General features: G+C 62.6%; 27 protein-coding genes. 10 read left to right on the top strand and 17 right to left on the bottom strand.

What is annotated here, in order from left to right; translation table 11 throughout:
• Positions 1–67: 67 nt before the first annotated feature.
• On the bottom strand, positions 68–1156 hold the full coding sequence (cofG, locus tag OPC11_RS05015; RefSeq protein WP_264781193.1) for a 7,8-didemethyl-8-hydroxy-5-deazariboflavin synthase subunit CofG: 1089 nt from the start codon (positions 1154–1156) through the stop codon (positions 68–70).
• 32 nt (positions 1157–1188) lie between these two features.
• On the opposite strand from cofG, the gene OPC11_RS05020 reads away from it, so the two are divergent.
• Complete coding sequence (locus tag OPC11_RS05020) at positions 1189–1359, top strand: Signal peptidase I-like protein (RefSeq protein WP_264781194.1); 171 nt, start codon at positions 1189–1191, stop codon at positions 1357–1359.
• Between the two features lie 87 nt (positions 1360–1446).
• On the opposite strand, the gene cofC is transcribed toward OPC11_RS05020, so the two are convergent.
• The 4 genes from cofC to OPC11_RS05040 all read right to left on the bottom strand — a co-directional run bounded on the left by cofC (position 1447) and on the right by OPC11_RS05040 (position 5200).
• Positions 1447–2052: a 2-phospho-L-lactate guanylyltransferase gene (cofC, locus tag OPC11_RS05025; protein ID WP_264781195.1), complete on the bottom strand. Its 606-nt coding sequence runs from the start codon at positions 2050–2052 to the stop codon at positions 1447–1449.
• Between the two features lie 98 nt (positions 2053–2150).
• A complete protein-coding gene (locus OPC11_RS05030) occupies positions 2151–2948 on the bottom strand; it encodes a hypothetical protein (RefSeq protein ID WP_007976852.1) in 798 nt (265 codons plus the stop codon).
• On the bottom strand, positions 2926–4101 hold the full coding sequence (locus tag OPC11_RS05035) for a tubulin/FtsZ family protein (RefSeq protein WP_069449682.1): 1176 nt from the start codon (positions 4099–4101) through the stop codon (positions 2926–2928). Before OPC11_RS05035 ends, OPC11_RS05030 begins: the two co-directional genes overlap by 23 nt.
• Before the next feature lie 202 nt (positions 4102–4303).
• On the bottom strand, positions 4304–5200 hold the full coding sequence (locus OPC11_RS05040; RefSeq protein ID WP_264781196.1) for a complex I NDUFA9 subunit family protein: 897 nt from the start codon (positions 5198–5200) through the stop codon (positions 4304–4306).
• A 110-nt stretch (positions 5201–5310) separates the two neighbouring features.
• On the opposite strand from OPC11_RS05040, the gene tmk reads away from it, so the two are divergent.
• Positions 5311–5904 (top strand): dTMP kinase, encoded by a 594-nt coding sequence (tmk, locus tag OPC11_RS05045; RefSeq protein WP_007976846.1) that lies wholly within the window; start codon positions 5311–5313, stop codon positions 5902–5904.
• A gap of 28 nt (positions 5905–5932) precedes the next feature.
• Positions 5933–6496 (top strand): hypothetical protein, encoded by a 564-nt coding sequence (locus OPC11_RS05050; protein WP_264781197.1) that lies wholly within the window; start codon positions 5933–5935, stop codon positions 6494–6496.
• Between the two features lie 252 nt (positions 6497–6748).
• On the opposite strand, the gene OPC11_RS05055 is transcribed toward OPC11_RS05050, so the two are convergent.
• A complete protein-coding gene (locus OPC11_RS05055; protein ID WP_069449683.1) occupies positions 6749–7117 on the bottom strand; it encodes a DUF5802 family protein in 369 nt (122 codons plus the stop codon).
• A gap of 151 nt (positions 7118–7268) precedes the next feature.
• Here OPC11_RS05055 and OPC11_RS05060 point away from each other — a divergent pair, with 151 nt between their 5' ends.
• The 3 genes from OPC11_RS05060 to OPC11_RS05070 all read left to right on the top strand — a co-directional run bounded on the left by OPC11_RS05060 (position 7269) and on the right by OPC11_RS05070 (position 9652).
• The gene (locus OPC11_RS05060) at positions 7269–7901 is read left to right on the top strand and encodes a DUF1405 domain-containing protein (protein WP_007976841.1); all 633 of its coding nucleotides are present in this window, start codon (positions 7269–7271) and stop codon (positions 7899–7901) included.
• Between the two features lie 106 nt (positions 7902–8007).
• A complete protein-coding gene (locus tag OPC11_RS05065) occupies positions 8008–8814 on the top strand; it encodes a hypothetical protein (protein WP_264781198.1) in 807 nt (268 codons plus the stop codon).
• A gap of 106 nt (positions 8815–8920) precedes the next feature.
• Positions 8921–9652, top strand: a complete 732-nt coding sequence (locus OPC11_RS05070) for a metalloregulator ArsR/SmtB family transcription factor (RefSeq protein WP_264781199.1) — start codon at positions 8921–8923, stop codon at positions 9650–9652.
• Here the strand turns inward: OPC11_RS05070 and OPC11_RS05075 are convergent.
• Entirely contained in the window at positions 9649–10122 is a 474-nt protein-coding gene (locus OPC11_RS05075) for a hypothetical protein (protein WP_069450696.1), read from the bottom strand. The genes OPC11_RS05070 and OPC11_RS05075 overlap by 4 nt on opposite strands.
• 81 nt (positions 10123–10203) lie before the next feature.
• Here OPC11_RS05075 and gatD point away from each other — a divergent pair, with 81 nt between their 5' ends.
• Both gatD and OPC11_RS05085 read left to right on the top strand, forming a co-directional pair.
• Entirely contained in the window at positions 10204–11445 is a 1242-nt protein-coding gene (gatD, locus tag OPC11_RS05080; RefSeq protein ID WP_264781200.1) for a Glu-tRNA(Gln) amidotransferase subunit GatD, read from the top strand.
• Positions 11445–12350 (top strand): GNAT family N-acetyltransferase, encoded by a 906-nt coding sequence (locus tag OPC11_RS05085; protein WP_264781201.1) that lies wholly within the window; start codon positions 11445–11447, stop codon positions 12348–12350. Before gatD ends, OPC11_RS05085 begins: the two co-directional genes overlap by 1 nt.
• Before the next feature lie 168 nt (positions 12351–12518).
• Here OPC11_RS05085 and OPC11_RS05090 read toward each other — a convergent pair whose 3' ends face one another.
• Positions 12519–12794 (bottom strand): ubiquitin-like small modifier protein 1, encoded by a 276-nt coding sequence (locus tag OPC11_RS05090; protein ID WP_007976830.1) that lies wholly within the window; start codon positions 12792–12794, stop codon positions 12519–12521.
• A gap of 349 nt (positions 12795–13143) precedes the next feature.
• Between OPC11_RS05090 and OPC11_RS05095 the strand changes: the two genes are divergently transcribed.
• Positions 13144–14322, top strand: a complete 1179-nt coding sequence (locus tag OPC11_RS05095) for an NAD-binding protein (protein ID WP_264781202.1) — start codon at positions 13144–13146, stop codon at positions 14320–14322.
• A 15-nt stretch (positions 14323–14337) separates the two neighbouring features.
• Here OPC11_RS05095 and OPC11_RS05100 read toward each other — a convergent pair whose 3' ends face one another.
• The 7 genes from OPC11_RS05100 to OPC11_RS05130 all read right to left on the bottom strand — a co-directional run bounded on the left by OPC11_RS05100 (position 14338) and on the right by OPC11_RS05130 (position 22098).
• Positions 14338–15819 (bottom strand): HPP family protein, encoded by a 1482-nt coding sequence (locus OPC11_RS05100; RefSeq protein ID WP_264781203.1) that lies wholly within the window; start codon positions 15817–15819, stop codon positions 14338–14340.
• A gap of 74 nt (positions 15820–15893) precedes the next feature.
• Complete coding sequence (locus OPC11_RS05105; RefSeq protein ID WP_264781204.1) at positions 15894–17762, bottom strand: chloride channel protein; 1869 nt, start codon at positions 17760–17762, stop codon at positions 15894–15896.
• Positions 17763–17927: 165 nt separating this feature from the next.
• The gene (locus OPC11_RS05110) at positions 17928–19820 is read right to left on the bottom strand and encodes a chloride channel protein (protein ID WP_264781205.1); all 1893 of its coding nucleotides are present in this window, start codon (positions 19818–19820) and stop codon (positions 17928–17930) included.
• Between the two features lie 75 nt (positions 19821–19895).
• Positions 19896–20627, bottom strand: a complete 732-nt coding sequence (locus tag OPC11_RS05115) for a nucleoside phosphorylase (protein WP_026177784.1) — start codon at positions 20625–20627, stop codon at positions 19896–19898.
• The gene (locus OPC11_RS05120; protein ID WP_264781206.1) at positions 20585–21025 is read right to left on the bottom strand and encodes a helix-turn-helix domain-containing protein; all 441 of its coding nucleotides are present in this window, start codon (positions 21023–21025) and stop codon (positions 20585–20587) included. The genes OPC11_RS05115 and OPC11_RS05120 overlap by 43 nt, the downstream gene beginning before the upstream one ends.
• Before the next feature lie 42 nt (positions 21026–21067).
• Positions 21068–21532 (bottom strand): DUF5812 family protein, encoded by a 465-nt coding sequence (locus tag OPC11_RS05125; RefSeq protein WP_069450020.1) that lies wholly within the window; start codon positions 21530–21532, stop codon positions 21068–21070.
• A 47-nt stretch (positions 21533–21579) separates the two neighbouring features.
• A complete protein-coding gene (locus OPC11_RS05130) occupies positions 21580–22098 on the bottom strand; it encodes a hypothetical protein (RefSeq protein WP_264781207.1) in 519 nt (172 codons plus the stop codon).
• Between the two features lie 123 nt (positions 22099–22221).
• Between OPC11_RS05130 and OPC11_RS05135 the strand changes: the two genes are divergently transcribed.
• On the top strand, positions 22222–22824 hold the full coding sequence (locus OPC11_RS05135) for an NUDIX domain-containing protein (protein WP_049805654.1): 603 nt from the start codon (positions 22222–22224) through the stop codon (positions 22822–22824).
• A gap of 151 nt (positions 22825–22975) precedes the next feature.
• Here OPC11_RS05135 and dgoD read toward each other — a convergent pair whose 3' ends face one another.
• Both dgoD and ugpC read right to left on the bottom strand, forming a co-directional pair.
• Positions 22976–24127 (bottom strand): galactonate dehydratase, encoded by a 1152-nt coding sequence (dgoD, locus tag OPC11_RS05140; protein ID WP_007976809.1) that lies wholly within the window; start codon positions 24125–24127, stop codon positions 22976–22978.
• 348 nt (positions 24128–24475) lie between these two features.
• On the bottom strand, positions 24476–25654 hold the full coding sequence (gene ugpC / locus OPC11_RS05145; RefSeq protein WP_264781208.1) for a sn-glycerol-3-phosphate ABC transporter ATP-binding protein UgpC: 1179 nt from the start codon (positions 25652–25654) through the stop codon (positions 24476–24478).
• Positions 25655–25728: the final 74 nt, after the last annotated feature.

Consider the following 25728-nt stretch of genomic DNA (forward strand, 5'->3'; position numbering starts at 1 on the left):
CGGGATTCGGGTGCGGAGTACGACGGCGACGCGACCGTTCGGAAACGATGATTACCGGAAGCGACGATTACGGGTGACCCATCGCGGAACGGTACCGTTCCCCGGCCTCGCCGTCGGCGTCGAGCGCCGCTCGAATCCGGTCGGAAACCCGACCCTCGTCCACGAACCGCTCGTAAACGGGGAGGCGCTCGCGGAGCGGAACGCCCGCCGATTCCGCGATGTCCTCCAGTTCACGTACGGCGGGCCACGCGTAGTCCGGGTTGATGTAGTCGTCCGTCACGGGCGAGACGCCGCCCAAATCGTCCACGCCGCAATCAAGCAGGTCGCGCGTCGGCGAGAGGTTCGGCGGCACCTGCACCGACACCTCGTCGGGAAGCGCCACCCGCGCCATCGCCACGACGCGGCGCATCGTCTCGACCGACGGCCGCTCGAATCGGGACCGTTCGTTCGGAACCACGTTCTGGACGATGACCTCCTGTACGTGGTCGTATCGGTCGTGCAGTTCACGAATCGCCAGCAGGCTTTCCGCTCTGTCCCGCCAGTCCTCGCCGATACCGACGAGCAGTCCGGTCGTGAACGGCACGTCGAGTTCGCCCGCGTTCCGAATGGTGGCGAGGCGCTGGCCCGGACTCTTCCGCCGCGGCCCCGCGTGGGCGTCCACGTCCGCCGTCGTCTCCAGCATCACGCCCATGCTCGCGTTCACGTCTGCGACGAGTTCCATCTGGTCGCGCGTCTGGTCGCCCGGATTCGAGTGCGGGAGCAGTCCCTCCTCCAGCGCGATTTCACACACCTCGCGGAGGTACGAGTGAATCGAGTCGTGACCCCAGTCGGCCAACTGCTCGTGTACCCGCGTGTACCGCTCGTCGGGGTCGTCGCCGAAGGTGAACAGCGCCTCGGTACACCCCGCGTCAGCGCCCGTTCGAAGCATCTCCCGGACTTCCTCGGGAGACAACAGGGAGGCCTCGCCCGGCGCGTCGAAGTACGTGCAGTAGGTGCAGGTGTACCGACACGCCGTCGTCAGCGGAACGAAGACGTTCCTCGCGTAGGTCAGCGCGTCGGCGGGCGAGGCGTCCGCCGGGGTGACGGCGAGGAGTCGGTCCACGTCCGTTTCGTCGAAGCTGATGTCGATGTCGTACTCGTCGGCCCCCGGAATCATGATGTGGGCTACGGGACTGGGGGTAAAAGGGTTTGGAGCTTCGGGACGAGGCGTACGTCGGCGGCGCCGACGACTGCGAGGAGCTTCCGAACTGCCCCGCACCGCACGCCGGGTTCATCACCAAAGGCGACCACAACGGCGAGTACGACCAGGTCTACCGTGGTATCGGCGGGCCGATGAGCGCCCCCGTCAAATCGTCGTAGATCGTCGGCAAGGCGAGACTCAGAATTCCGTGGCTCGGTTGGGTTCGGCTGGCGCTCTGACGGGGCGCTTCGGCTTTTCTTCGCGGTTCACCGCGTGACCGACACCCGACCACCCGTCACGGAGAGCGAAAAGCCCGCGTCCAGCAGCCAATCGCGGGCGGTCCCCTCGCTGTGCAGCAACACCTCCGCGAGGTCCGCGGTCTCATCGACGTCCGTTGCGAGGCGGTGTGAGTCCAGTTCGGTGACCGACGCACCCACCCCCCGCGCGATTTCGCGGTGGTCGAGATACGACGTGCCGTGGTAATCCACCCGAAACTGGGGGTGGCGGGAAACGAGCGCGTTGGTTCCGCCGCCGCGACCCGGCGCGAGAACGACGTCGCCGTCGGCCGAAAAGAGCCGCTCCAGTGCCGTCGGCGTCGCCAACGCGAGATCGGCCATCACGATTGCGGTGGGGTCGCCGTCGGCCAACACCCCGTTCACGGCGGGCGTCAACGGTCGTTCGTCCACCGCGAGCGGCGCGTCGATGTCGATGCGGCGGGTCGTGAGCACCCGCGGCTCCCGGCCGGTCGAACGAATCGTCGCACAAACGTCGTCGAGCATCGCCAGCGCGAACTCGCGGCGCTCGGCTGCCGTGAGCGTCTCGGCGAGTCGCGTCTTCGGTTCGCCAGCGGCGAACGGCACCACCACCTGCATACGCGACGCTACTCGGGTGACGGGTTAAGTGGTTGCGAAACGAGGAAGCGTGGTCGCAATACGGCTACCTCAGCGGTTGCGAAAACGGGGAAGCCGATTCAGCGCAGGCGGTAGTTGTCCTGCTGCTGGGAGCGGTACCAGAACCCAGCGCCGCCGATGACGACGAGGCCGATGACCGCGACGCCGCCGTACATCAGCAGTTTGTTCTGCTGTTCGGATTGCTTGGCCTTGTCCGCGGCCGAGTTGGCGCTCTTCTTCGACTTGTCGGCGAGGTCGATGGCGTTGTCGAAGTTCTGCGCCTCGTAGGCCGAGATGGCGTTGTCGAGGGTGCTTTCGGCGTCCTTCGTGTTCGCACCCGAGGGAGCGTCGTCGATGGCACCCTGTGCGCCGACGATGGCCTCACGGGCACTCTTGCTGTCTTCGGTGTGGTAGTTCGCCGTCCACGTCTCGATTTCCTCGCTGTTGCCGCCCTTCCGGGTCTGGCTCAGCGTGGCGAACGTGAACTCCTGCTGCGGGTCGAACGTGAAGTTCTCGACCTCGGGAACGGTGCCGGACACCTTCACGACCGCCTTGCTCGCGTCGGTGTCGAGGGCGAGGGAGTGATTGAACGACCGGCCGTCGTAGGACTCCTTCGCCTTCTGGTTGCCCGCTTGGTCGAACGTCGTGACGGTCCACGTCACGTCGGTCAGTTCGGTCTCCCCGTTCAGGGTCCACTGCTCGTAGTCGCTGTAGAGGTCGGTGAGCGTCAGCTTCGCCGTCACCGAATCGCCGACCGCCGCGTCGTTCGGGACGCCGCTCTGCTCCGTCGAAATCGCCGTGGCGGGTGCGACCGCCGAGAGGGCGAGCGTGACGACGAGGAGCAGGGCGAACAGCTTAGAACAACGGGTCGAGTTCATCCTCATCATCCTCGACGAGATTTTCGAGGTTCGTTTGGCTCTCCTGTTGGATATCGTCGATGTTGTCCTGCGCCTCGATGGCGACCTGCTGGAGTTCCTTGATGCGCGGCACGTTCGTCACGCCCGAAAGCAGGACGACGCTGGCCACGCTGGGTTCGTTGACGGGGTAGTCGCCGCCGCGAACTTCCATGCTGCCGGTCTGCTCTTCGAGCCACTTCCGGCCGCGCTCGATACCTTTCCGATTGAGGTGATGCGACGGCCCGCTCATGACGAGCAGAGCGCGCTCCGTTCCCTGAATCTCACACGGAAGCGTGAGACGACCGAGCGCCGCCTTTCGGACGAGACTCGTGATGCGGTTCGTCGTGTGTGCGGTGTCCTCGGCCTGTCCGCCGCCACCGCCGGTAAAGCGCGAGAGAAGGCCGCCGGAGTTCTGCATCTCCACTTCTTCCGCGGCGTAGCCGATGGTGGAAACGCCGCCGCCCGCGAGCGTGTTGATGATTTCGCTGGAGTCGACGACGCTTTCCGCGACGTCATCGCCGCCGCCGACTTCACCGGCACCGAAGAGGATGCCGAAACGGGTGACGATTTCTTCGTTGATTTCTTCGTAGCCGCTCTCCATGCTCTCGCCGGATTGGCGCCACGCGTCGTTGTCGAACACCATCAGGTTGTCCACTTCGCGGACGAACGTCTGGAACGAACGCGCCGCGTTCAGCGTGTAGATTCCCCCCTCGTCGCCGCCGGGCAAGATACCCAGCCCGTAGACAGGTTCGGTGTAGATGCGCTTCAGGTGTTTCGCCACGACTGGTGCACCACCGCTTCCAGAACCGCCGCCCATTCCGGCGATGATGAGGAAGGCGTCCACTTCGTGAACGGGGATGTTGTCGATAGCGCCCTGTACTTCGTCGATATCCTCTTCGGCGATTTCCGCGCCGAGTTCGTTGTCCGCACCCACGCCGTGTCCTTTGACGCGGGACTGTCCGATAAGCACCCGATTGTCCTCCGGGACGTGCTGCAGGCCCATGAGGTCAGCACGGGCGGTGTTGACGGCGACAGCCGCACGGACGATGCCGCTCTGTGTTCGCTGGTCGTACTCCAGGAACTTGTCAACGATTTTCCCGCCTGCCTGACCAAATCCGATCATCGCGAGTTTCATTTTTCGGTACCGTTCTCCGTTGAGAGAAGAACAGAAGGAAAGAGGACATAAACTTTGTGGTATGTTCTGTTTCAAACTGCAGACATTCACAACACAAAAACGCAATACGGAATCGGATTTTGGTGCAGTTTCCTTTCCGACCTAATTTGTATCATATGCCCCCTCTTTAAGTCTGCATATATCCAGAATGGTCTCGTTTTTGTTATGTCGGATCGGCGGACTCAATCCCGAGATATTCCTCCAGCGTAGTCAATTCTTCGGATTTAATGTCGAAGTTCCGAACATCGTTGTCCGACGTCGTATTGTCGAACTTCAGTGATCGATACTGATCCGCACCCATCGGGAATCCCGGAATCGCGCCGCCGACTTTCAGCCCGACGCCCGCGAGTTCCATCGGGATGGGGAGCACGGTAACCGATTGCCCCTCGGCCCGTCGAGCGAGTTTCGCAACTTCCGCCAGGGTCAACACTTCCGGACCGCCGATTTCGTAGATCTTCCCGTCGTGGGATTCGTCCAGTCCGTCGGCCAGTATCGGCGCGAGGTCGTCCACCCAGATGGGCTGAAATCGCGTTTTTCCCCCGCCGGGAAGCGGCGCGAGGTACGGCGGGGTGAGTTTCTTCGTGAACGAGAGGAACTCGCTTCCCTCGCCGAAGACGACCGACGGACGGAATATCGTCCACCGGAGGTCGGACCCCTTCACGAGTTCCTCGGCCCGTCCCTTGGCTCGAATGTACTCGGTTGGTCCCGTCGGGTCCGCACCCAGCGCGCTCATCTGGACGATTTTTCCGACGTCGTGTTCCTCCGCGGCCCGAACGACGTTTCGAGTTCCACCGAGGTGGACGCGCACGTGGTTGAGCCCGCGCGGCGGTTCGAACAGCGGCGAGAGCGAGACGAGATTGATGACCGCATCCTGTCCGGCAAACGCTCCCTCGATGGACGCGTAGGCCGTCACGTCACCCATGGCTCGCTCGACGTCCGCCGGAAACGCCGCCTCGTCGGGACTCCGAGCGAGCGCGGTCACCTCGTGTCCCCGGTCGTGGAGTTCGCGGACGAGGTGTCGGCCGATGAAACCGGTGCCGCCGGTCACGAGAATCTTCATAGTTCAGATAGGTAACGAACGGACCTAAAGATACCTGCCAACGAGAAACTCGTTCGACGGTTCCCGTCCGAAACCCCGAACGTTTTACCCAGCGACCCGAACGTCTCGCTATGCTGCTCACGCTGGAAGGACTCGACGGGAGCGGAAAAACGACCGTCTGGGAAGTGCTCCACGAGGAGTTCCCCGACGCCGTGTTCACCCGCGAACCGACCGACTCGTGGTACGGCGAGGCCGTGAACCGCTCCATCGAGGACGACGACGCGGATTCGGTCGCCGAGTTGTTCCTCTACACGGCCGACCACGCGGCCCACCTCGCGGACACCGTTCGTCCCGCGCTCGAAGAGGGAAAACTCGTCATCTCCGACCGCTATTCCGATTCCCGATACGCCTATCAGGCCGTCGCGCTGGATGGGGTCGTCTCGCGCCCGATGGAGTACATCATCGGCGTCCACAAGCCGTGGACGCGCCCGCCCGACTGCACCATCTACCTCGACGTGGACCCCGAGACAGGCGCGGCGCGGAGCGGCGCGACGAACAAGTTCGAACAGGCTGGCTTCCTCGCGCAAGTACAATCGAACTACGAGCGGCTGATGGACGCGGAACCCGGTCGGTTCGTCCGAGTCGATGCGACCCAGTCGCCGGAGGACGTCATCGAGAGCGTCGTCTCCACCATCGAACGCGTCACCGAGGACGCGGACGAGTAGTTTTGACGGTCGAGAGCGTACGTCACCTATGACTAAGGGGGACGACGATTCGGGACTCGGATTCACGCTGCCGCCGATGCACCTGCCGCCGCTCTCGCTTCCCGAGCGGATTCGACTCGTCGTTCCGCTGTTCAAGCTGCCCGAGCGACCGGAGCGTTCCTCGCAGGTTCGCGTGCGGACGAAATATCTCGTGGCCGCGCTGTTGCTGTTCGACCTGCTGGACGCGATACTGGCGGTGGGGCTTGGTTCGCCAGCGCCGTGGCTCCGCGCGCTCGTCGGCGTCGGTCTCACGGCGACGCTGATAGGTCCCGCGAGCCTCCTCTACCTCTGGGAACCCCTCGCGGTCGTGTTCGGGGTGGGATGGGTGACGGTGGTTCCCTCAGCGACCCTGTTGTTGCTTACGCGAGTTGTCCGGCAATTCGACCTCCTCGGGCGGCGGCATCCAGAACAAGTCGATGGAGACGCCGAGCGAGAACGGAAGCACCCAGATGAGGATGAGGGCGGTTCCGATGTCTCGGATACCGCTGCCCCCGAACCCGACCACGCCGCTCAACACGATGGTCGTGACGACGTAGACGAGCGGGACGAGTAGGAGCGTGTAGACGACCGCTCCCCAGCGCGTCGAGAGGCGGAGACGGAAGAAGCGAACGACAACCGCCGTGATGACGGTGTTGACGAGGATGATGACGAAGAGTCCGAGCATCGTGGCGGCCGAAACCATACCCGGAGATACGAAGTCCGTACTCTTTTGCGTACCGGATGGCGCGCGAGAAGGTGCATCCTGGTGAGCACGGCACCGTGAGAACGTGCGGCTGGCGGTCGCTTACACCCGCTGGTCGGTCGCTTACACCGCGCCGGTGTTTCCGAATCCGGGATGCTCGCGTTGGTACCGGATGAGTTGTTCGGCGCGGTCCGCTTTCGCCAGCAGGACCTCCTTCAACTCCGGCGGGTTCCGGATTCGCGTGTTTTCGAGCACGGTATCGGGAAGCGCGAGCGTGTTCTCGGGAACGCCCTCCTCCGCGTGGACGGGGAAGTGTTGCTGGTCGATTTTCATCACGAGCGGCCAGTCCAACCGCTCGACGCCTTCACCGGAGGAGTACAGGGCTTGGTTCACGGACTCGTGTTCGTCGCGGCTCATGACCGCGTGTTCACCGTCGTGTGGTTCGACGTACAATCGCCCGAGGTAGTAGCCGCTGGAAAACGACTCAAACATGATAGTCAATAACACACAAGGACCAATAATTATATAGTAGTTATGCCGAACAGTTATGAAGAAGGACAAATCTACCCGTCGTTCGTTCCACCCGTTTCGGACCTGCAACGGTGATAGCAGTTCTTTTAGTAACTCGCAACGCGGATACAATATGGCAATTCCCGAGCGCTACGCCCGCTACTATCTGGAGAACACGCCGAGTTTGGTCTGGTTGATAGTCGTCAACGTCGCCGCCATCCTCGTCGGTCTCGACTTCTACATCCGGACGATGCCGAATTTCCCGACGTTTCTCTGGCCGCTGTACGCCGATTCTCCGACCGCGCTCGCGCTCATGGCCGCCTCGCTCTTTACGCTCCTGCCGAATCTCGGGAATCGACTCTCCGACGCGCCACAGAACCTCCCGCTCGCGTATCTCAATACGTTCGCCTTCGTCTGGTTGGTCAAGTTCGGACTCTGGACGTTCCTCGCGCTCAACCTCGGTTTCTCGCTCTACTTCGGCCCGCCGTGGGACCAACAGGCCCTCTGGGACTACTGGGGCATCATCATCACCCATCTCGGGTTCGTCGCCGAAGCGTACCTCATCCCGAACTACGGGAAGACGACCACGGGCGCGCTGGCCGCGGCGCTCGTCGTGTCGCTCGGCAGTGACGTTCTCGACTACGGCTTCGGCTACCACCCGCCGCTTCGGTACGAGGTCGGCCTTGTGCTTCCCCTAATAACTGTTGCACTCTCCTTCGTCTCGGTCTTCGCCGCCTCCCACGCGATGGGGAGATTGGACGACTGAGCGTTGTTTTTAAACGTTCTTCTCGTCTCTCGCACCCTCATTTCGGCCCGTGAACAGAACGAACGAATTACCCCCTTTTTAATCAGCGGGTGGTAATGACCTGTTGATGAACTCCCCTCGTGCCGTCCTCTTAGTCGTCCTTACTCTATCCGGGTTCGCCCTCGCCGTCCCGACCGCCGGGGCACCGACGCAAAACACGCAGGCCGATGACATCACCGCGGCATCGTTCCAAGCGAACCAACAAGCGGACGACAACAGCACCCTCGGTGCAGAAATATCGTCGTTCATGCAGGTCAGCACCACGCAGGCGCAAGGAACGGTCGATACCGGTATGTGGGTCGCCCGGTTCAACCAGACGAAGAACAAATCCGCACAGAAGGCGCTCGTCAGCAACCACGTCGGCGACATGAAAAACCAGCTCGCGAGCCTTCGAGACAGAAAGCAAAAGCTCGTCGAGGCGCGCAACGACGGACAGATCAGCCAGCTCAAGTACCAGTCGGAGATGAGCCAGTTGATCGGTGAGATTCGCGCGGTCCAACACTCCATCAACGCGACCAGACCGCGCGCCGTGACGGTCGGAGCGCGCGTAAGGGACGTCAACGAACTCGACAAGCAGGCCAACACCGTGGGCGGTCCCGAGATAGCCGCGGTGGCCAAATCGATGCACAGCGTCAACCTCCGTGCCGAGAACGCGAACAACTCCACGAGCGCACCGGGAGTGGGAAACGGAACGGGAAACGCGAGTGGTGAACACCCCGGAGCTGGAATCGGAGGGAACGGAACTATCGGCATCGGAAACGGTGACGGCAACAGTACCGTCGGCATCGGCGTCGGAAACGGTGACGGCAACGGCGGGAACGGAAGCGTCGGTATCGGTAACGGAAACGGACACGGCAGCGGAAACGGAAACTAACGCTGGCGGCAGGGAAACGGCGTCCATCCACTCTTTTTCGGGAGATTTCACCGTTTGACGCCGAGAGACACCCTTTTCCGTCCGGGTTGCCAAGTTGTGAGCGCGAATGGACTCCGCCGCGCTGCTCGATATACTGGGAAACGAAAACCGAAGACGTATCCTGCGGCTCCTCTCACACAAACCCTGCTACGTCACCGAAATAAGCGACTATCTCGGTGTCAGCCCGAAGGCGGTCATCGACCACCTCCGGAAACTGGAGGAGGCGGGATTAGTCGAAAGTCGGACCGACGACCAGCGCCGCAAGTATTTCAACATCTCGCGGAACCTCCGGCTCGAAGTCGACGTTTCCCCCTACGAGTTCGGAATGAAGAGCGCGTATCCCGCGAGTCCGAACCTCGACGTGAGCTCGTGTCAGTATCTCTCCTTGAACGTCCAGTATCTCAACGAGCACGTCGAACCCGCGGACGACGCCGAGGATGACATCGAGCACGACGTCGAGCGAATAAGCGACTCCGAAGCGAGCGAGGTGGCAGAGCTCGCCGCCGAACTCAACTGTTTGGAGGACCTGAAGAGCGAGCTGTCGCTCGCACAGCGATGGGTTCACGGGCGGATGACGAGCGTCCTCGACTCGCTGAGCGAGGCTGTGGACGGAGACGGCGAGAACAGGATTCGAGCCGAAATCTTGGCCGCGCTCGCGGCGGGTGCGGAGACGACGGTCGAGATAAGTCGAGAGATAAAAGCCCCGGAACGAATCGTCGAGAGCCACCTCAAGAGTATGGCGGAGCGGGGAGTCGTCGAACGGGACCGCGAAAACGACGAGTGGACGTTGACCGGTTAGAGGTCTCGGGTCAGGCCGTCGCGCAAATCGCCGCCGAAGTACGCGCCCAAACCGGCGACGAGCAGGCCGGAGACGAGACCGATGGCGGCGACGGGGAAGCCCCCGACCGTGAGGGCGACGATGTGTTTGAGTGCGAACGTCAGACCGCCAGCGACCGCACCGGCGAGCGCGGTTTCGGCGATTTTCGACTCGCTCGTCAGCGCGCCGAGCAGGAACGACACGGCGAACATGGCGATGAGACCGGTCAAACTACCGATGAACGGGATGACGCCGCCGAAGAACATCGCCACCGTCAACACGACCGTCGCGAGGCCGAAGTAGCGAACCGAGAACAGATTCCCGACGCGCTTTTTTGCGCGACTCCGACGGCTTTCGCTTCCCCCCGTGCGCTGTTCGCTATCACCGTCGATGTCGCTGAGGAGGTCGGAGATGTCGTCGTCGGCTTCGCGCGTCCGAGTGCGCTGGGTCATGTTTCCGAATTGACTCCCGTGGGTAATGTGCCTTTCCCCGAAACGAGTGGATTCAAGTCGAACGGCGCGCTACCCCGTGGTATGAATCCAGGGGACCGCGTTCGCGTCGAGCGAGCGGACGAAACCTACGAGGGCGTACTGCTTCCCTCCACGACGCCGGACAATCTCGTCGTCAAACTCGACGGGGGATACAACGTCGGTATCGACCGCGAAGCGGCGAACGTCGACGTACTCGAATCGGAAGTGTACGACATCGAAGAGGAGACGTCGGACGACTCATCGGTCGTCGAATTCGACCCCGAGTTGCCGACGATTTCGCTCATCAGCACCGGCGGAACCATCGCCTCGACGGTCGATTACCGCACCGGCGCGGTGACCGCACAGTTCGACGCGAAGGACGTGCTTCGCGCGGTACCGGACCTCGCCGGACGGGCGAACTACCGCGGTCGCGTCGTCGCAAACATCCTGTCGGAGAACATGACGCCCGACGTCTGGCGGGAGTTGGCACAGGCCGTGTACGACGAGATAGCGAACGGCGCCGATGGCGTCGTCGTCATGCACGGGACGGACACGATGCAGTTCAGCGCGTCCGCGCTCTCGTTCATGCTCGACACCCCCGTTCCGGTCGTGTTCACGGGAAGCCAGCGCTCGGCCGACCGGCCGTCCTCGGACAACGTGATGAACGCCGTCTGTTCGGTCGAGGCCGCGAAGGCCGACTGCGCGGAAGTTCTCGTCTGCATGCACGCCAGCGAGAGCGACGACACCTGCGCGCTCCACCGCGGAACGCGGGTTCGGAAGAACCACACCTCGCGCCGCGACGCGTTCGAGACCATCGGCGCGGAACCGCTCGGAGAAGTAGACTACGACGCCGAGGAGGTCACGTTCCGACGCGAGTACGACGAACGAGGCACACAGGAACTCGCGCTCGCGGACGACCTCGAAAGCGACGTCGAACTCCTGAAGTTCACACCGGGGATGGGCGTGGAAGCGCTCGACTACGCCGAGGGGAAGGCCGGACTCGTCCTCGAAGGGACGGGACTGGGCCACGTCCACTCCGACTGGGTGGACCGAATCGGTGAACTCGTTGACGACGGGACGACCGTCGTCATGACCAGTCAGTGTCTCGGCGGCCGCGTCTGTGACCGCGTGTACGACACGGGCCGCGACCTGCTCGACGCGGGCATCATCGAGGGCGAGGACATGCTCCCCGGAACCGCGAAGGTGAAGCTGATGTGGTCGCTGGCGAACAGCGACGACCCCGCGACGACGATGCAGGAACCCGTCGCGGGCGAGATTACGGAGCGGTCGGTGCCATGGGAGTAATGGAGATAGAACTCCGCGAGGCGACCCACGACGACTACGATGCGGTCGCGGCGTTCACGGAGAACACGTGGGCGGACCGGGACGGCAGCGACTACATCCCGCACGTCTACCACGACTGGATAGACGGCGACGACCGGTACACCGTCGTCGCGGATGCCGGGGACGACATCGCTGGCATCGTCCAGTGCGTCATGCTTTCGGACTGGGAGGCGTGGGGACAGGGAATGCGCGTCAATCCCGACTTCCGCGGACACGGCGTCGCAAACCGGATGACCCACGAACTGTTCGACTGGGCGCGAGCGCAGGGGGCGACCGTGCTCCGCAACATGGTCTTTTCGTGGAACATCGCCGGACTCGGCCAATCGCGGGCGACGGGCTACGACCCGATTACGGAGTTTCGGTGGGCGCACCCCGAACCCGACGCCGATGCCGACCCGGTCATGACCGTGACCGACGACGCGGACGCCGCGTGGGGATACTGGAGCAAGAGCGACGCGCGCGCACATCTCCGCGGCCTCGCCCTCGACTTCGAGGAGTCGTGGGCGGTGTCCGAGCTGACCCGCTCCGGACTCCATCGAAGCGCCGAGAACGACGAACTCCTCGTCGTGCAGGAGGACGGAACGCACGGGTTCGCGTGTCTCTCCCGCGAAGAGGAGCAAACGAACGAGGACGATGAGACGACGACGTTCGTCGAATACGCCGTCGGTGCGTGGGCGGATGCGGACGCCGCGCGCTCGCTGTTCGCCGCGATTTCCCGCGACGCCGCGGAACGCGGTGCGGACGAAACGCGGGTCCTCATCCCCGAGACACCGCGGTTCGTCACCGATACGGCCTACTGCCGGGTGAAGATTTCCGACGAGCCTGACTTCGTGATGGGGATGGACCTGACCAAGGACGACCGCTGACGGCCAGCTGTTGGCGGCCAGCTGTTGGCGCCAGCTGTTGGCGCCAGCTGTTGACGGTCGATTGTTGACGGACCGCGGCGGTTAGCAGTTTTTCCTTTCGTGACTCGGACGACGCGTCGATGCCGAGAGCAGCGGCTCCGTCGTCCGGAAGACGACCACAATTACGCGCTATCCGCCGCTAACGGGGGGGAAGAGCGCCAATTCGTCGCCCGATTCGAGGGTCGTGTCCAACCCGTCTTCGGTGAAGACGTTGGTCCCGTTCCGGAGCACGTTGATGTGGTCGCGGAGGCGGCCATCGTCGTCCAACACGCGGTCTTCGAGTTCGGGCCGGGGAGAAAGCAGGTCGTCCAAGGCGTCGCCGACGGTTTCGCCCGGTTCGGCGTCCACGGACACCTCCTTTTGTCCCGCGAGTTCGGCCAAGTCCGCGAAGAGTTTCCACTGCATGGACGATGGAACGGGCGGCGACGGCAAGTGACTTTCTTTCCGCGAAGGAGCTTCGTGACGGACGCGGTTCGGGACGGGAGAGACACTGCCCGCAGACGGACGCCGGGACGAATATCTCTATCCTCATCACTATCGCTAGCGCAACCGCGGTCGCAATCCGTATCAGCCCCGTCTCCGTCACCATCGGGGCGGATTGGTCCCGGTATCCGACATAAAGATTCGGATGGTCGAATCGCCGAAGTTTGTCATTCGGCGACACGAATCGGGTCCGTTCCGGCCACGACTCGAATGGGAAACGTGACCGTTCGGCCACCCGATTTATCGCGGCGGCCGTCGCACGAACGGTCGTATGGCGAGGGGGGTCCGGCGGTTCACGTCGGCGCGCGTCGTGGTATGGCTGGTGATCGGGGTCGCGCTGCTCTCGATAGCGACGGGTCTCGTGACCACCGCGACAGGTCCGACCGGTGGCGGCCTGTTCGGGGGACTGATTCCGCGCGCCGTCCGTCAGGCCACTTCGTACACCGGCACCATCGTGGGGTTTCTGCTCCTCGTCGCGGCTGTCGGCCTTCGTCGCGGCCTTCGCGCGGCGTGGTACGCGAGCGCGATTTTGCTGCCGGTCACCGCGATTCACGGCCTCCTCCAGTCGACGCCGTACTCGCTTCCGCTCGTCGTCTTCTCGCTCCTCACGCTTCCCGCGTTGTTCCTCGTTCGAACGCGGTTTCAGCAACCGGTCGAACTGTCGGCGGCGCAAGTCGCCACCGCCGCCGCCGTCGTCGGCGCACAGCTCTACGGGACGATCGGCGCGTACGCGCTACGCACGAACTTCTCCGACCTAAACACGTGGTTCGACGCGTTCTATTTCACGCTCATCACCGCCAGTACGGTCGGGTATGGCGACATTCACCCCACGACCACGGTCGCTCGTGCGTTCGGAATGACCGTCATCGTCTTCGGAGCGGGGAGCTTCGCGGCGGCGCTGGGCGTGCTCTTCGCACCGATTCTCGAAAACAGCTTCGCCAGCGCGCTCGGAAAATCGACGAACACGAACATCAACCTCATGGAAGACCACTTGCTCGTCCTCGGTTACGGCCACCTGCTCACGGAATCGATACTCGACGAACTCGACGGAGGAACCGAATACGTCGTCGTCGCGGAGGATTCGGACCTCGTAGAGGACCTCCGGGAGGCGAAGAAAACCGTCATCCACGGGGACCCGAGCGATGAAGACGTCCTTCAGCGCGTCGGCATCGACCGCGCCAAATCGGTGCTCGTCGCCACCGAGGACGACGCCGCGGACTCGCTCGCCGTCCTGACCGCTCGGCAGTTGAATCCGGACATTCGAATCGTGGCGTCCGCCACCGAGCGGGAGAACGTGCGAAAGCTCCGTCGGGCGGGTGCGGACATCGTGGTCAGTCCGGCGCTCATCGGTCGCATGCTGGTTCAGGCGGCCCTCGGCGGCGAACACGTCGAGGAGTTAGCGGCGCAGTTGGCGGGGGAGCCGTCGAACCGAACGCTGGACGATTTCTGAGCCGTTTCGCGCGATTCAGCCGCGGTGGACGACCGCCACGTCGCATTCGACCTCGTGCAGTCGCTCGAACGTTGGCGGCGAGATGAACCGAGACGCGGCGCTTCGGTTGGTGCTCGCCCCGATGAAGATGAGGTCGTAGTGGTCGTCGTTCGCCGTCAGGAATTGCTCGATGTGGTCCCGCGAAATTCGCGTCTCGAACGACCCCTCGAACGCCTCTACGAGGTCGGCGAGGGTCGATTCCGCTCTCCGCCGCTCCGACTCACGGTCGATGCAGGTACAAACGCTCACCGTCCCAGTTCGACCGACGAGACGCTGGGCGAAGTCGATCATCGCGTGGGCCGTGTCGCCAGCCCGTCGGACGGGAACGAGGATTCGCTTCCACCCGTACCTCCGGGCGTCCGCCGAGTCGGTGTCCGGGGCGGGTCGATAGACGATGGCGTCGATTCTCCCGCGGAACAGTTTGCGAACGAACGGCGAGAGGCTACCGTGTTTCTCCTCGTAGGGCGTGACGATGAGGTCGCAGTTCGTCTCGCGGGCCGTCCGCAGTATCGTCCGCGACTGGTTACTCCCGTCACCGGCGATGACGACTTCACAGGGGACACCAACCCGCGTTCGAATCCGTTGTGCCTGTCGTTCGAGGCGGGCGGCCGCTTCGTCCGCGGCTTGCGTTTCTGCCACCCCATCGGCGTCGAGTTCCGCGTTCTCGCGCGCGACGAGCGTCGGATCGGTCCCGTCCCCGTCGTCCCCTTTCGCGTTCTCGATGGCGGTATCGTCCACGATGTCCACCAGAACGACTTTTCCGGCGTCGTGGGCGGACGCCAGCTTCGCGCCGAACATGGCCGCTCCCTCGGCGTACTGTCCCCGCATCGGCACGAGAACGTGATCGTCACCGTTCGTGGATTGGTAGAGATAGCGCGACCGTTTCTGATAGAATTCCCGTCGCCACGCACCGAAGACCGAGATGACGATGACGCTCGAAACAATGACGCTCGCCACGTAGTACGGGTCGTGAACGCCGACGACGACGGCGAGCAGCGACGTGGAGAACGCCGCCGGAAGTTCGAGCGAGAGCGCCCACGTCGCCGCGATGGTTAGGAAGACGGCGAGCGCCGCGGTGACGGGGTGGGCCTGCAATGGCTGTATCTCCGGGACGTTGAGGAACGCCTCCGAGAAGAGAACGGAAAACCAGCCACAGACCGCGCCCGTGCCGAGGCCGCCGACGAAGTTCCGGGGCGAGGCGTATCGTCCGTCCGGGTCGCTGAAGAGGGTGTAGGTACCCGATGCGAGCGGCGGATAGAGCAGGAACGAAAGCTCTTCGATGCGGTCGGAGAGCGCCGTAATTCCGGCGATGAGCAGCGGGAGGGCTATCAACGCCGTCAGATGGCGGAGGTTCGCACTCGTCTCCAACCAGCGACGAAACTCCTTGGTTTCGCGGCGTCTGACGCGTCGAGCGCGCGCTAACGACCGCTCGTACATCGTCCGCAACCAGTTGCGCATCAACGAAGGGTTTTCCAGCGTGAACTATATGCGTTCCTGCCGAATCGGACCGATTCGGTCGGTCGGATCGATTCTCAGTCCTGCTTGTCGGCGCTGACGTTGGGGAGCTTCGATTCGGCGACCACCGGAATATCGACTTCGGTCCCTCGGGACAACTCGGGAATGTTGTCGTAGGCGTCGAGGATGTCGCTCCGAGTGACGATTCCGACGGGGTGGTTTTCCTCGTCCACGATGGGGATGCGGCCGACGTCCAACTTCTCCATGATATCGACCACGGAGAGCAGGTTCGCGGACGGCGGGACGGTCAGCACCTCGGTCGTTCCGATCTTCTCCACCGGGGCGAGTTCCTCGTCCGGCAGGTTGATCTCCTCGCGGCCCTCGATGGTGTGGATGATGGAGTTGGTGAGTTCGGATTCGAGGTCCGTCAGGGTCATGATACCGACGAGACTGCCGCTCTCGTCGACGATTGGAAGCCCGTGGTGTTTCGTCTGCTGGAACATCATGAGGGCGTCCTCGCAACTGGAACCGGTCGTGAGCGTGTCCACGTTCGTCGTCATCACGTCTTTCGCGGTCAGGTCCTCCAGACTGCCGATGCGACGTTCCTGCACGGTGATGCCCTTGTCGCGGAGCTTCTCGGTGTAGATAGTCCCGCGGTTGAGCAGGCGTTGGGTGACGACGCTGCCGATGACCGTGACGACGAGCAGCGGGAGGATGATGGTGTACTGGCCGGTCAACTCGAAGATGATGAGCGTCGCCGTCAGCGGCGCGCGGGCGGTCGCCGCGAACACGCCGCCCATGCCGACGAGCGCGTACGCACCGGGTCCGGCGGTACCGGGGAAGAGCATGCTGGCGAGGATGCCGAATCCGCCGCCGATCATCGCGCCGATGTAGAGACCGGGCGAGAACACCCCGCCGGAACTGCCGCTACCGACCGAGAACGAGAAGGCGAGCAGTTTCAGAATCGCCAGCGCGAGGATGATCTTGAGCGTCAGGTCGCCCGCGATGGCCGAGTGGATAGTCGCGTAACCGACGCCGAACAGCCAGTCAGCGGTCGTCAGCGCCGACTCGTGGAGCAGGACGGTGCTGATGAGAACGGTGGCACCGAGGAGCAGACCGCCGATGGCGGGTTTTACGTACTCGGGCAAGTCGAGGCGCTCGAAGACGTGTTCGGTACCGTACAGCATCTTGACGACGGCGGCACCGGACAGGCCGATGACGAAGCCGAGGCCGATGTAGAGCGGGAACTCCACGATGGGGGTGACCATCTGATAATCGACGGGAACTAGAAACGCCCGAACGCCGGGATTCGGCGTGAATTCGAGGATGGTCCGCGCGACGGCGGTGGACATCACGGACGCCAACACGACGACGATGACGTTCTGCAGGTAGTACTCCGCCAGGAGGATTTCCAACGAGAACATGACGCCCGCCAGCGGCGCGTTGAACGTTCCGGCGATACCCGCCGCCGCACCCGCCGCCACCAGCGTCCGGGTGTACTTCTGGTCCATGAAGCGACCGAAGAAGGACCCCGCCGCGCTTCCGATCTGGATGATGGGACCTTCACGACCCAGCGACCCACCACTGCCGATCGCGAGCGAGGAGGCGACCGTCTTGTACACCGAAATCTTCGGGTCTATCTTCCCGCCGCGAACGAGCATCGATTCCATGACTTTCGGCACGCCGTGACCCTTCACCTCCGGCGTCGTCAGCACGACGATGACGCCGACGAGAAGGCCGCCGATGGCGGGAAGCAAAAGGAACCGCGCGTTACCGAGGAACGACAGCGCGCCGAACACGTTCGGAAAGTCTATCAGTTCGAACTCGACGTTTCCCGGGTTGAGTGTCGTTCCGAAAAAGACCTCCTGTGCCCCCCAAATCGTCAACCGAAAAACGACCGCCCCGAGTCCCGCAATGATTCCGATGACGATCGCAATAAGGTTCATCTGTATTTCTTCGTCACCGAGTGATAACCCCCGAGAGCTATCACCGGTAGTTGATTGTGACCCTGATAGGATAGGTAATGAACTCAATAACCCCATTTGTGTGCCTATACTGAGCGAGGGGGGATTTCCCTTTCGATATGCAGACGACCGAAAAAGTGGACGTTCTTAAACGAAAGACGGCATTCGGTCGTACGCATCCAACACGTCGCTCCGGGTGACGATTCCGACCACCCCGCCGTCTTCGACCACCGGTAACCGTCCGATATCGAACGATTCCATCTTGTCCACGACCGACAGCAAGTTCTCGCCGGGCGTCACGGTACGGACGTCCGTCGTGCACACGTCACCGACGGTCTGTTCCGCCTCGGGACGCTCGGTTTCTCCCCCGGCGCGACCGGACATGAACGGTTCGAGGTCGGTGAGCGTGACGATTCCGGCGAGATTCCCCTCGGAATCGACGACCGGAAAGCCGCCGTGGTCGCTGGTTCGAATCGTCGGAATCGCGTCCTCGACCGACAGTTCCGCGGGGAGCGTATCGACGGTCGTCGTCATCACGTCGCTCGCGGTCAGGTCCTCCAGACTGCCGATGCGACGCTCCTGTACTGTGATTCCGCGCTCCCGGAGTTTTTCGATGTAGATGGTGCTCCCGCGGAGGAGGCGGTTCGAAAGTTCGTTGCCGAGGACGCAGACGAGCAAGAGCGGGAGGATGATGGTGTACTGGCCGGTCAACTCGAAGATGATGAGCGTCGCCGTCAGCGGCGCGCGGGCGGAGGTGGCGAAGATGCCGCCCATGCCGACGAGCGCGTATGCGCCCGGTCCCGCGGTGCCGGGCACGAGCGCGTGGACGACGGCCCCGTACGCGCCGCCGAGCATCGCGCCGATGTACAGCGACGGCGAGAACACCCCGCCGGAACTGCCGCTCCCGACCGACAGCGAGAACCCGACGGCCTTCATCAGCGCGAGCACCAACAACAGGACGAATCCGAAATCGCCGAGGATGCTGTGGCGAATCGTGCCGTACCCAACGCCGAACAGCCACGTCGCACCGCGGAGCGGGGAGACGCCGAACGCGACCGCCGTGACGAGGGCTGAAAGACCGAGGAGCGCCCCGCCGAGCGCGGGTTTCGTCACGGGGGGAAGGTCGAACCCCTCGAAGACGTGTTCGGTGCGGTAGAGGAGTTTCACGACGCCCGCGCCGACGAGCGCGACGAGCACGCCGAGCAGGACGTACAGCGGATATTCGACCACCGGCGAGACGAGGTGGTACTGAATGGGAACGAGGAACTCGCGGACGCCGGGGTTGGGAGTGAAATCGAGCAACGACCGCGCGACGGCCGTCGCCATTACCGCACTCAAGACGATGGCGATGACGTTCTGCAGGTAGTACTCCGCCAGGAGGATTTCCAACGAGAACATGACGCCCGCCAGCGGCGCGTTGAACGTCCCGGCGATACCCGCCGCCGCACCCGCCGCCACCAGCGTCCGGGTGTAGGCGCTTCGGTCCACGTACCGGCCGAAGAAGGACCCCGCCGCGCTCCCGATTTGGACGATGGGGCCTTCACGACCCAGCGACCCGCCGCTCCCGATTGCGATGGACGAAGCGACCGTCTTGTACACCGATATCTTCGGGTCTATCTCGCCGCCTCGGACGAGGATGGATTCGAGAACCTTCGGGACGCCGTGGCCCTTCACTTCCGGCGTCGTCAGTTTGATGATGACGCCCACGATGAGGCCGCCGACGGCGGGAAGGAGGAGGAGTCTAACCGGACCGAGCGCCGACAGTATCGAAAAGGCGTTCGGAACCGGGACGAGTGCGAACTCGACGCTCCCCGGATTGAGCGCCGGGCCGTAGAAGACCTCTTGGACGACCCAGATGGCGAACCGGAAGAACACTGCGCCGAGTCCGGCGATAATCCCGATTGCGAGCGCCAACACCACCATTCGAAGGTCGCTGTCCGCTGGAAGCGACCGGAGGGAATGCGGGGAGAGGGGCGAACGAACCTTCCCTAACATGGACTCGTCGCTCGCCGCCTCCTCGCTCCCGTCCCCTCCACCCATAGAGAGCATCACGACCGGGAGCCGCTACACTCTTGTGGTCGGTTTTACGAAAATCACCCCCGTATCAGCTCTCGGTTACGCCAACGAGACGACGGCATCGAGCGTGATGCGAATCGCGCGCTCGACGTTGTTCTTCGCCTTCTCGGGCAGTTCGTCGTCCTCGGTGTCGGTACCCTTCTGGGTTCCCTTCACGAGGTTGCCGTCCACGGTGCAGATGGCCCCCGAGCGCATGCCCTTGCGTCGCGCGACGGAGAAGACCGCGGCCGCTTCCATCTCGACGGAGAGGATGTTCGCCTCTTCCCACGACCGAACGTACTCGTCGGTTTCCGCGTAGAACGCGTCGTCGGACGCAATCGGGCCGACGTGAACGTCCTCGTCGTTCGATTCCGCGGAATCGACCAGCGCCGAGAGGACGTGATAGTCCGGCACCGCCGGGTAGGTGTCCTTCTCGTAGCGACGGGTCGTCCCCTCGTCTTTCGCCGCGCCCGTGGCGACGACCATATCGCCGATTTCGATGTCCGTCTGGAGCGCACCCGTCGTCCCGACGCGGATGACGGTTTCGACGCCGACGGCGTGCATCTCCTCGATGGCGATAGTCGCGGACGGACAGCCGATTCCGGTCGAACAGATGGTCAGCGGCGTCCCCTCGTACTCCGCGTTGACGACCTTGTACTCGCGGTTCTCGGAGACGACCTCCGAGGAGTCACACTGCGCCGCGATTCGGTCCACGCGCCCCGGGTCGCCGGGAATCAGCGCGATATCGTTCAGGTCGCCCTCGTCAACGAGTAGGTGCGGTTGCATTGCCATGGACGAGGGGTTTTGGGGTGAGGTAGAAAAGAGTAGCTGTAACGCGTCAGGATGTCGTGTTCCTCGCGGATGAGTTCGCCGATACCGTGTTTCATCACTGCTTTTCCGAGCGAGGTGGCGACGTAGTACGAGTACAGACCGTCAGCACCGCGCTCCTTTCGTTTCCGGTTCGCCACCAATCCGATGTCCACGAGTTCGTCCAGATGGTAGTGAAGCGAGTTCGATTTGATGTCGAGCGCGTCCACGAGTTCCGTGGCACTCTGCTCGCCCTCTCGGAGGAGTTCCGCGAAGATTCGATAGCGCGATTCTTCGCCGATTGCACGTTGCATGGCGAGGTAGTCCTCCAAGTCGAGGACGCTGTTTTCGGGGAGTTTGGGGACGTCGTAGCGCTTTTTCATTGTCGAAATAGTCTATTCCGACGAGAATAGTTTATTCGGTTGTCAGGGCAGATACCGAACGCTCACCGTTCCGTCCTCGGACCTGACTTCGACGCGGTTCACGCCGAGTCGAGCCGCACGCGAGAGCGTTCCCTCGTCGTCCAGCACGTCGGCCACGGCGTCTTCGGTTTCCTCCGGCGGAACAGATAGAACGTGAATCTCGCCGATTCCGGCGCGTTCGGTGCGTTCCAAGTCGCCAACCTCCTGTTCGTCGGCGATGTCTCGCTCGTGACTCGTCGGCGGTTCGTCGCTCTCGTGGACCGTGAGGGACCGTCGTTCGTCGATTTCGACGGCGGTCCACGTCACCTCCATCGGGGGTTCGGGTTCGACCGTGGCCTCGATGGCGTCGTCCGCTTCGACGCCGGGGTTGCTCGAAAGCGTGTGTACCTGTCCGTCGTGAACGTCCTTGAGCACCGCCGAGTCGTCTTCGGCGTGGGTGACGAGGAACGTGCTCGTCTTCTCGGTCATGGCAGGTGGTACGTCGCGGTTCCTTTTCCGGGTTGCGCTCCCGTTCGCTACTTGAGGAACCGATGGAGGGCGTAGATGAACAGCGCCGAGACGATGGGCGGGACGAGGCCGGACAGTTGCGGGAGCGAGTAGAGAAAGCTCCCGAGGACACCGGCGTTCGCCGACTGGTACTGTGCCGGAACGGAGATGATGACCCCGACGTACAGCGAGAGCAGGAAGAGGACGCCCGAGAGCGCGAGAATCGTGTCGTAGCGGGCGTCTTCGCCTTCGTCGCGTCGGTGACGACGCGCCACGAACAGGACGGGCGCGAACAGCGGTCCGAGGACGAAGAGCGCGATGACGCCGAGGAAGGCGTTCGAGGTCGTCTCCAGCGCGGAGTGACCGAGCGTGAGGTAGAACCAGCGAACCAGTGCGAGGACGAACGCGAACCCGAGGATGACCCCGAGAACGAAGCTGAGAAGGACGTACAGCCGGAAAACGAGCGAGTCGGAGACGCGGAAACTGTAGCGGAACGCGCCAAGCAACCCGGAGTAGTCGTCCTCACCGGCGGTAGCGGCGTCGGTCATCACCCGACACTCGGACTCGCGCGAAGGTAAATGGCGCGACTTCGAGTCGGGAGGACCGACAGTACGATTTCGTGTCGAACGATTTCCGAAGAACGTTTGAAACGGATGGTTCTCTATAGCGGTATGAGCACTGACAACGCCGCCAACTCGTCGGGCGGAGCCGCCAACGAGAGCGCCGAAACCGACGAGCGACACAAGAACGCTCGCCAGAACGTCGTCGCCGTGGACGGCGACGACAACGAACTCGAAATCGTGAACCGGCTCGACGCCCACATGGGTGACGGCATCCGCCATCGAGCGTTCACCGCGCTCATCTTCGACGAGGACGACAACATCCTCCTCGCACAGCGTTCGCCGACGAAGCGCCTCTGGGACACCTACTGGGACGGTACCGTCGCGTCCCACCCCGAACCCGGCCAATCCCAAGAGGAGGCCACGCGCCAGCGCCTCGAAGAAGAACTCGGCATCTCGCCCGACCAGTACGACGATCTGCGCGTGACGGATAAGTTCGAGTACAAGCGCTACTACCCGCAGGAGGGCGTCGAACACGAGGTCTGTTCCGTCCTCAAACTCACCCTGACGGACAAATCGCTCGACCCCGTTGAGGAAGAAGTCGGCGGCGTGATGTGGGTTCCCTACGAGCGCCTGCACGAGAACCCGCGCTGGTACCGTCAGCTTCGCCTGTGTCCGTGGTTCGAAATCGCCATGCGACGAGATTTCGAATAGCGACTTTCGCAAGAGCCTGTTGTGTCGTTTTTTCGATTAATTTCGTGGAAGTAGTCTGTCGAATAGTGGCCTACCGCACCAATGCTCGATGATTTTGTGATTCGATATACCCTTTCAACGATCACAGACGAATCGCTCAACCACGACAGGTTCACCACTCGGCTATCCCACCGTCTTCGTGACGCCAGACCGGGTTGTACCACTTCACGTCAGCGCGTGATTGTTCACGCACGTACGACTCGTCCACCTCGATTCCCAAACCTGGTTCAGTCGGGCAACTGACGTAGCCGTCATCGAATTCGAACGTCTCGGGGTCGTCGAGATACTGGAGTCCGACGCTCTCTGCTGGGTCGTGAAAGGATAAATCCTGTTCCTGCATGACGCCGTTGTGCGAACAGAGGACCACTTGTAGGGTCGCTGCGAAGGCGATCGGACTCAACGGACAATGTGGAATGACGGCTACGTCGAACGCCTCTGCCATCGTCGCAATCTTCCGCAGCTCTGTAATCCCGCCGACGTGTGTCACGTCGGGTTGGATGACCGTGACTGCGCCCTCTACGAGGAGCGGTTTGAAATCGTACCGCGAGTAGAATCGCTCACCTGTCGCAATGGGGACGCTTGTCTGTTCCGTGAGCGTCGAGAGGAACCCCGAGTGTTCCGGCAACACTGGTTGGTCGATGAACATTAGACCATACGATTCCAGCGTCTCGACGAGCCGACGGACCATCGGCTTCGAGACGCGCCCGTGAAAGTCAACGCCGAGATAGAGATCGTCACCAACGGCGTCCCTGACGGTAGCGACGCGCTTTCGCACCCGTTCAACAGTACCCGGTGGTTCGAGCGCACGGAACTCGGCGGTTGCGTTCATCTTGATCGCCTTGTATCCCTGATTGCGACGGGAAATCGCCTCTTTCGCGATCGCCTCCCTGTCCTCGCCGCCGATCCACTGGTGGACCAGCACCCGGTCCCGAACCTGCCCGCCGAGTAGTTCGTGAACCGGTGCCCCGTAGTGTTTCCCCTTGATGTCCCACAGAGCGTGGTCGATCCCGGCTAGGGCGCTCATCAGGATCGGCCCACCGCGATAGTACCCTCCCTGGTACATCGTCCGCCAGTGACGTTCAACCTCTAACGGGTCTTCACCGAGGAGATACGCACTGACGAGTTCGTCGACAGCAGTTTGGACTGTTTCGAGTCGTCCCTGGATGGTCGGTTCACCCCAGCCCACGAGGCCGTTGCTCGTCTCCAGTTTGAGAAAGAGCCATCGCGGTGGAACAGCGAAGAGTTCGTAGTCAGTGATGCGCATGCTACACGTTGTGACGACTACTACTTCAAGACACGGAGTATTCGATGATTTTTAGAACGCGCGATTCTCGGGACAGTCGCCGTCGAACCGAACTGATGCTGGGACAGCCGCGAACGACGACGATATCTTCCCCGCTCGAATAGACGGAAAGAGTTCCGATACAGTTGTTAAAACTGACAAAGATGAGAGAGCGGGACGAACAACGGTAAGAATGATTGACTTTTCTGGACAGGGTTCAAACCCCGACGGAGGTCGCCCAACAACTAGGCCGACAAGTCGCGCCAGCTGCGTTCGGGGAACCGGCCGAGCAGCACCCGCCTCTTCGAATGTATCCATTCATGTGAAAACTTATAGCGTGCCGGAACTCGCGCCTGCATTCTGTGACTGTCCGGCGGCGGACGTCCCAATGTCGCTGTCGAGTTTGCGCTGGTGGAGCGTTTCGCCGGTAGCGCCGTCGAAGAGGTGCGCATCTTCGGGGGGGATATGCGCGTAGAGCGTCTGTTCTTCACTGATTGGCCGCTGTCCGCCGACTTCGACGACGAACGTGTCCTCGGATTCCTGGTCCGCAACCCGGCAGTAGACGTACGAGATACTACCCATCGGCTCGACCACATCGATGACGACCTCGAAACTGTTCCGATCGACGGCCTCGTCGTGTAGGGCTACGTCCTCGGGGCGGATTCCGAGTTCCAAATCTCCGTAGCTCCCGACGCTTTCCTGCATTCGTTCCGAGAGGTCGTACCCGAACCCGTCACACTGGAGTGTTCCCCCTCGCGCGGTCCCGGCGAAGAAGTTCATCGACGGCGACCCGATGAACCCCGCGACGAATCGATTGGCGGGGCGGTAGAAACATTCCAGTGGCGTGCCGACCTGTTGGAGTTCACCGTAGTTGAGAACGACCAGGCGGTCGCCCATGGTCATCGCCTCGGTCTGGTCGTGCGTAACGTACAGCGTGGTGACTCCGAGGTCGTTCTGGAGCCGGTTGATCTCCGTTCGCATCTCCGTCCGAAGCTTCGCGTCCAGATTCGACAGTGGCTCGTCCATCAGGAAGACGTTCGGGTCGCGAACGATCGCCCGGCCGAGCGCGACGCGCTGTTGCTGCCCGCCGGAGAGCTCCCCTGGTTTGTTGTCCAGCAGGTTCGCGATACCCATCATCTCCGCCGTCGACGTGACATTCCGTTCTATCTCACTCGCAGACATGTTCGTCGACATCTTCAGCCCGAACGACATGTTCTCTTGAACGGTCATATTCGGGTACAGCGCGTAGTTCTGGAATACCATCGCGATGTCGCGCGCGCGTGGTCCGAACTGGTTGACGACCGTGTCACCGATCGTGATGTCACCTTCCGTCTGGGTTTCCAGCCCTGCGACCATCCGCATGAGTGTCGATTTCCCGCTGCCCGACGGTCCGACAAACACGACGAATTCACCGTCGTCGATTTCGAGCGATACGTCGTCGACCGCCACTACTGAGTTGTTGTCTCCACCGAATCGTTTGGTAACGTCGTCGATTGTGATTCTTGCCATTATCGTACCGCCATTGTGCAGCAGTCTGTCCACGCTGCATGGGTGTCGTTTGCGAGCGATGCGTGTCGTCCGTG

Source organism: Haladaptatus sp. T7, assembly GCF_026008575.1.
In the GTDB taxonomy this organism is placed as follows: domain Archaea; phylum Halobacteriota; class Halobacteria; order Halobacteriales; family Haladaptataceae; genus Haladaptatus; species Haladaptatus paucihalophilus.

Excerpts from the sequence above, each read along its gene's own strand:
- cofC (WP_264781195.1), bottom strand. The coding sequence starts at position 2,052 with ATGCAGGTGGTGGTGCCGTTCGCCGCTGGCGAACCGAAGACGCGACTC.
- OPC11_RS05110 (WP_264781205.1), bottom strand. The coding sequence starts at position 19,820 with ATGGGTGGAGGGGACGGGAGCGAGGAGGCGGCGAGCGACGAGTCCATG.
- OPC11_RS05115 (WP_026177784.1), bottom strand. The coding sequence starts at position 20,627 with ATGGCAATGCAACCGCACCTACTCGTTGACGAGGGCGACCTGAACGAT.
- tmk (WP_007976846.1), top strand. The coding sequence starts at position 5,311 with ATGCTGCTCACGCTGGAAGGACTCGACGGGAGCGGAAAAACGACCGTC.
- OPC11_RS05135 (WP_049805654.1), top strand. The coding sequence starts at position 22,222 with ATGAGCACTGACAACGCCGCCAACTCGTCGGGCGGAGCCGCCAACGAG.
- OPC11_RS05065 (WP_264781198.1), top strand. The coding sequence starts at position 8,008 with ATGAACTCCCCTCGTGCCGTCCTCTTAGTCGTCCTTACTCTATCCGGG.
- dgoD (WP_007976809.1), bottom strand. The coding sequence starts at position 24,127 with ATGCGCATCACTGACTACGAACTCTTCGCTGTTCCACCGCGATGGCTC.
- gatD (WP_264781200.1), top strand. The coding sequence starts at position 10,204 with ATGAATCCAGGGGACCGCGTTCGCGTCGAGCGAGCGGACGAAACCTAC.
- OPC11_RS05085 (WP_264781201.1), top strand. The coding sequence starts at position 11,445 with ATGGAGATAGAACTCCGCGAGGCGACCCACGACGACTACGATGCGGTC.
- OPC11_RS05100 (WP_264781203.1), bottom strand. The coding sequence starts at position 15,819 with ATGCGCAACTGGTTGCGGACGATGTACGAGCGGTCGTTAGCGCGCGCT.
- OPC11_RS05090 (WP_007976830.1), bottom strand. The coding sequence starts at position 12,794 with ATGCAGTGGAAACTCTTCGCGGACTTGGCCGAACTCGCGGGACAAAAG.
- OPC11_RS05060 (WP_007976841.1), top strand. The coding sequence starts at position 7,269 with ATGGCAATTCCCGAGCGCTACGCCCGCTACTATCTGGAGAACACGCCG.
- OPC11_RS05035 (WP_069449682.1), bottom strand. The coding sequence starts at position 4,101 with ATGAAACTCGCGATGATCGGATTTGGTCAGGCAGGCGGGAAAATCGTT.
- OPC11_RS05125 (WP_069450020.1), bottom strand. The coding sequence starts at position 21,532 with ATGACCGAGAAGACGAGCACGTTCCTCGTCACCCACGCCGAAGACGAC.
- OPC11_RS05055 (WP_069449683.1), bottom strand. The coding sequence starts at position 7,117 with ATGTTTGAGTCGTTTTCCAGCGGCTACTACCTCGGGCGATTGTACGTC.
- OPC11_RS05095 (WP_264781202.1), top strand. The coding sequence starts at position 13,144 with ATGGCGAGGGGGGTCCGGCGGTTCACGTCGGCGCGCGTCGTGGTATGG.
- OPC11_RS05075 (WP_069450696.1), bottom strand. The coding sequence starts at position 10,122 with ATGACCCAGCGCACTCGGACGCGCGAAGCCGACGACGACATCTCCGAC.
- OPC11_RS05105 (WP_264781204.1), bottom strand. The coding sequence starts at position 17,762 with ATGAACCTTATTGCGATCGTCATCGGAATCATTGCGGGACTCGGGGCG.
- OPC11_RS05120 (WP_264781206.1), bottom strand. The coding sequence starts at position 21,025 with ATGAAAAAGCGCTACGACGTCCCCAAACTCCCCGAAAACAGCGTCCTC.
- OPC11_RS05070 (WP_264781199.1), top strand. The coding sequence starts at position 8,921 with ATGGACTCCGCCGCGCTGCTCGATATACTGGGAAACGAAAACCGAAGA.
- cofG (WP_264781193.1), bottom strand. The coding sequence starts at position 1,156 with ATGATTCCGGGGGCCGACGAGTACGACATCGACATCAGCTTCGACGAA.
- OPC11_RS05050 (WP_264781197.1), top strand. The coding sequence starts at position 5,933 with ATGACTAAGGGGGACGACGATTCGGGACTCGGATTCACGCTGCCGCCG.
- OPC11_RS05130 (WP_264781207.1), bottom strand. The coding sequence starts at position 22,098 with ATGACCGACGCCGCTACCGCCGGTGAGGACGACTACTCCGGGTTGCTT.
- OPC11_RS05030 (WP_007976852.1), bottom strand. The coding sequence starts at position 2,948 with ATGAACTCGACCCGTTGTTCTAAGCTGTTCGCCCTGCTCCTCGTCGTC.
- ugpC (WP_264781208.1), bottom strand. The coding sequence starts at position 25,654 with ATGGCAAGAATCACAATCGACGACGTTACCAAACGATTCGGTGGAGAC.
- OPC11_RS05040 (WP_264781196.1), bottom strand. The coding sequence starts at position 5,200 with ATGAAGATTCTCGTGACCGGCGGCACCGGTTTCATCGGCCGACACCTC.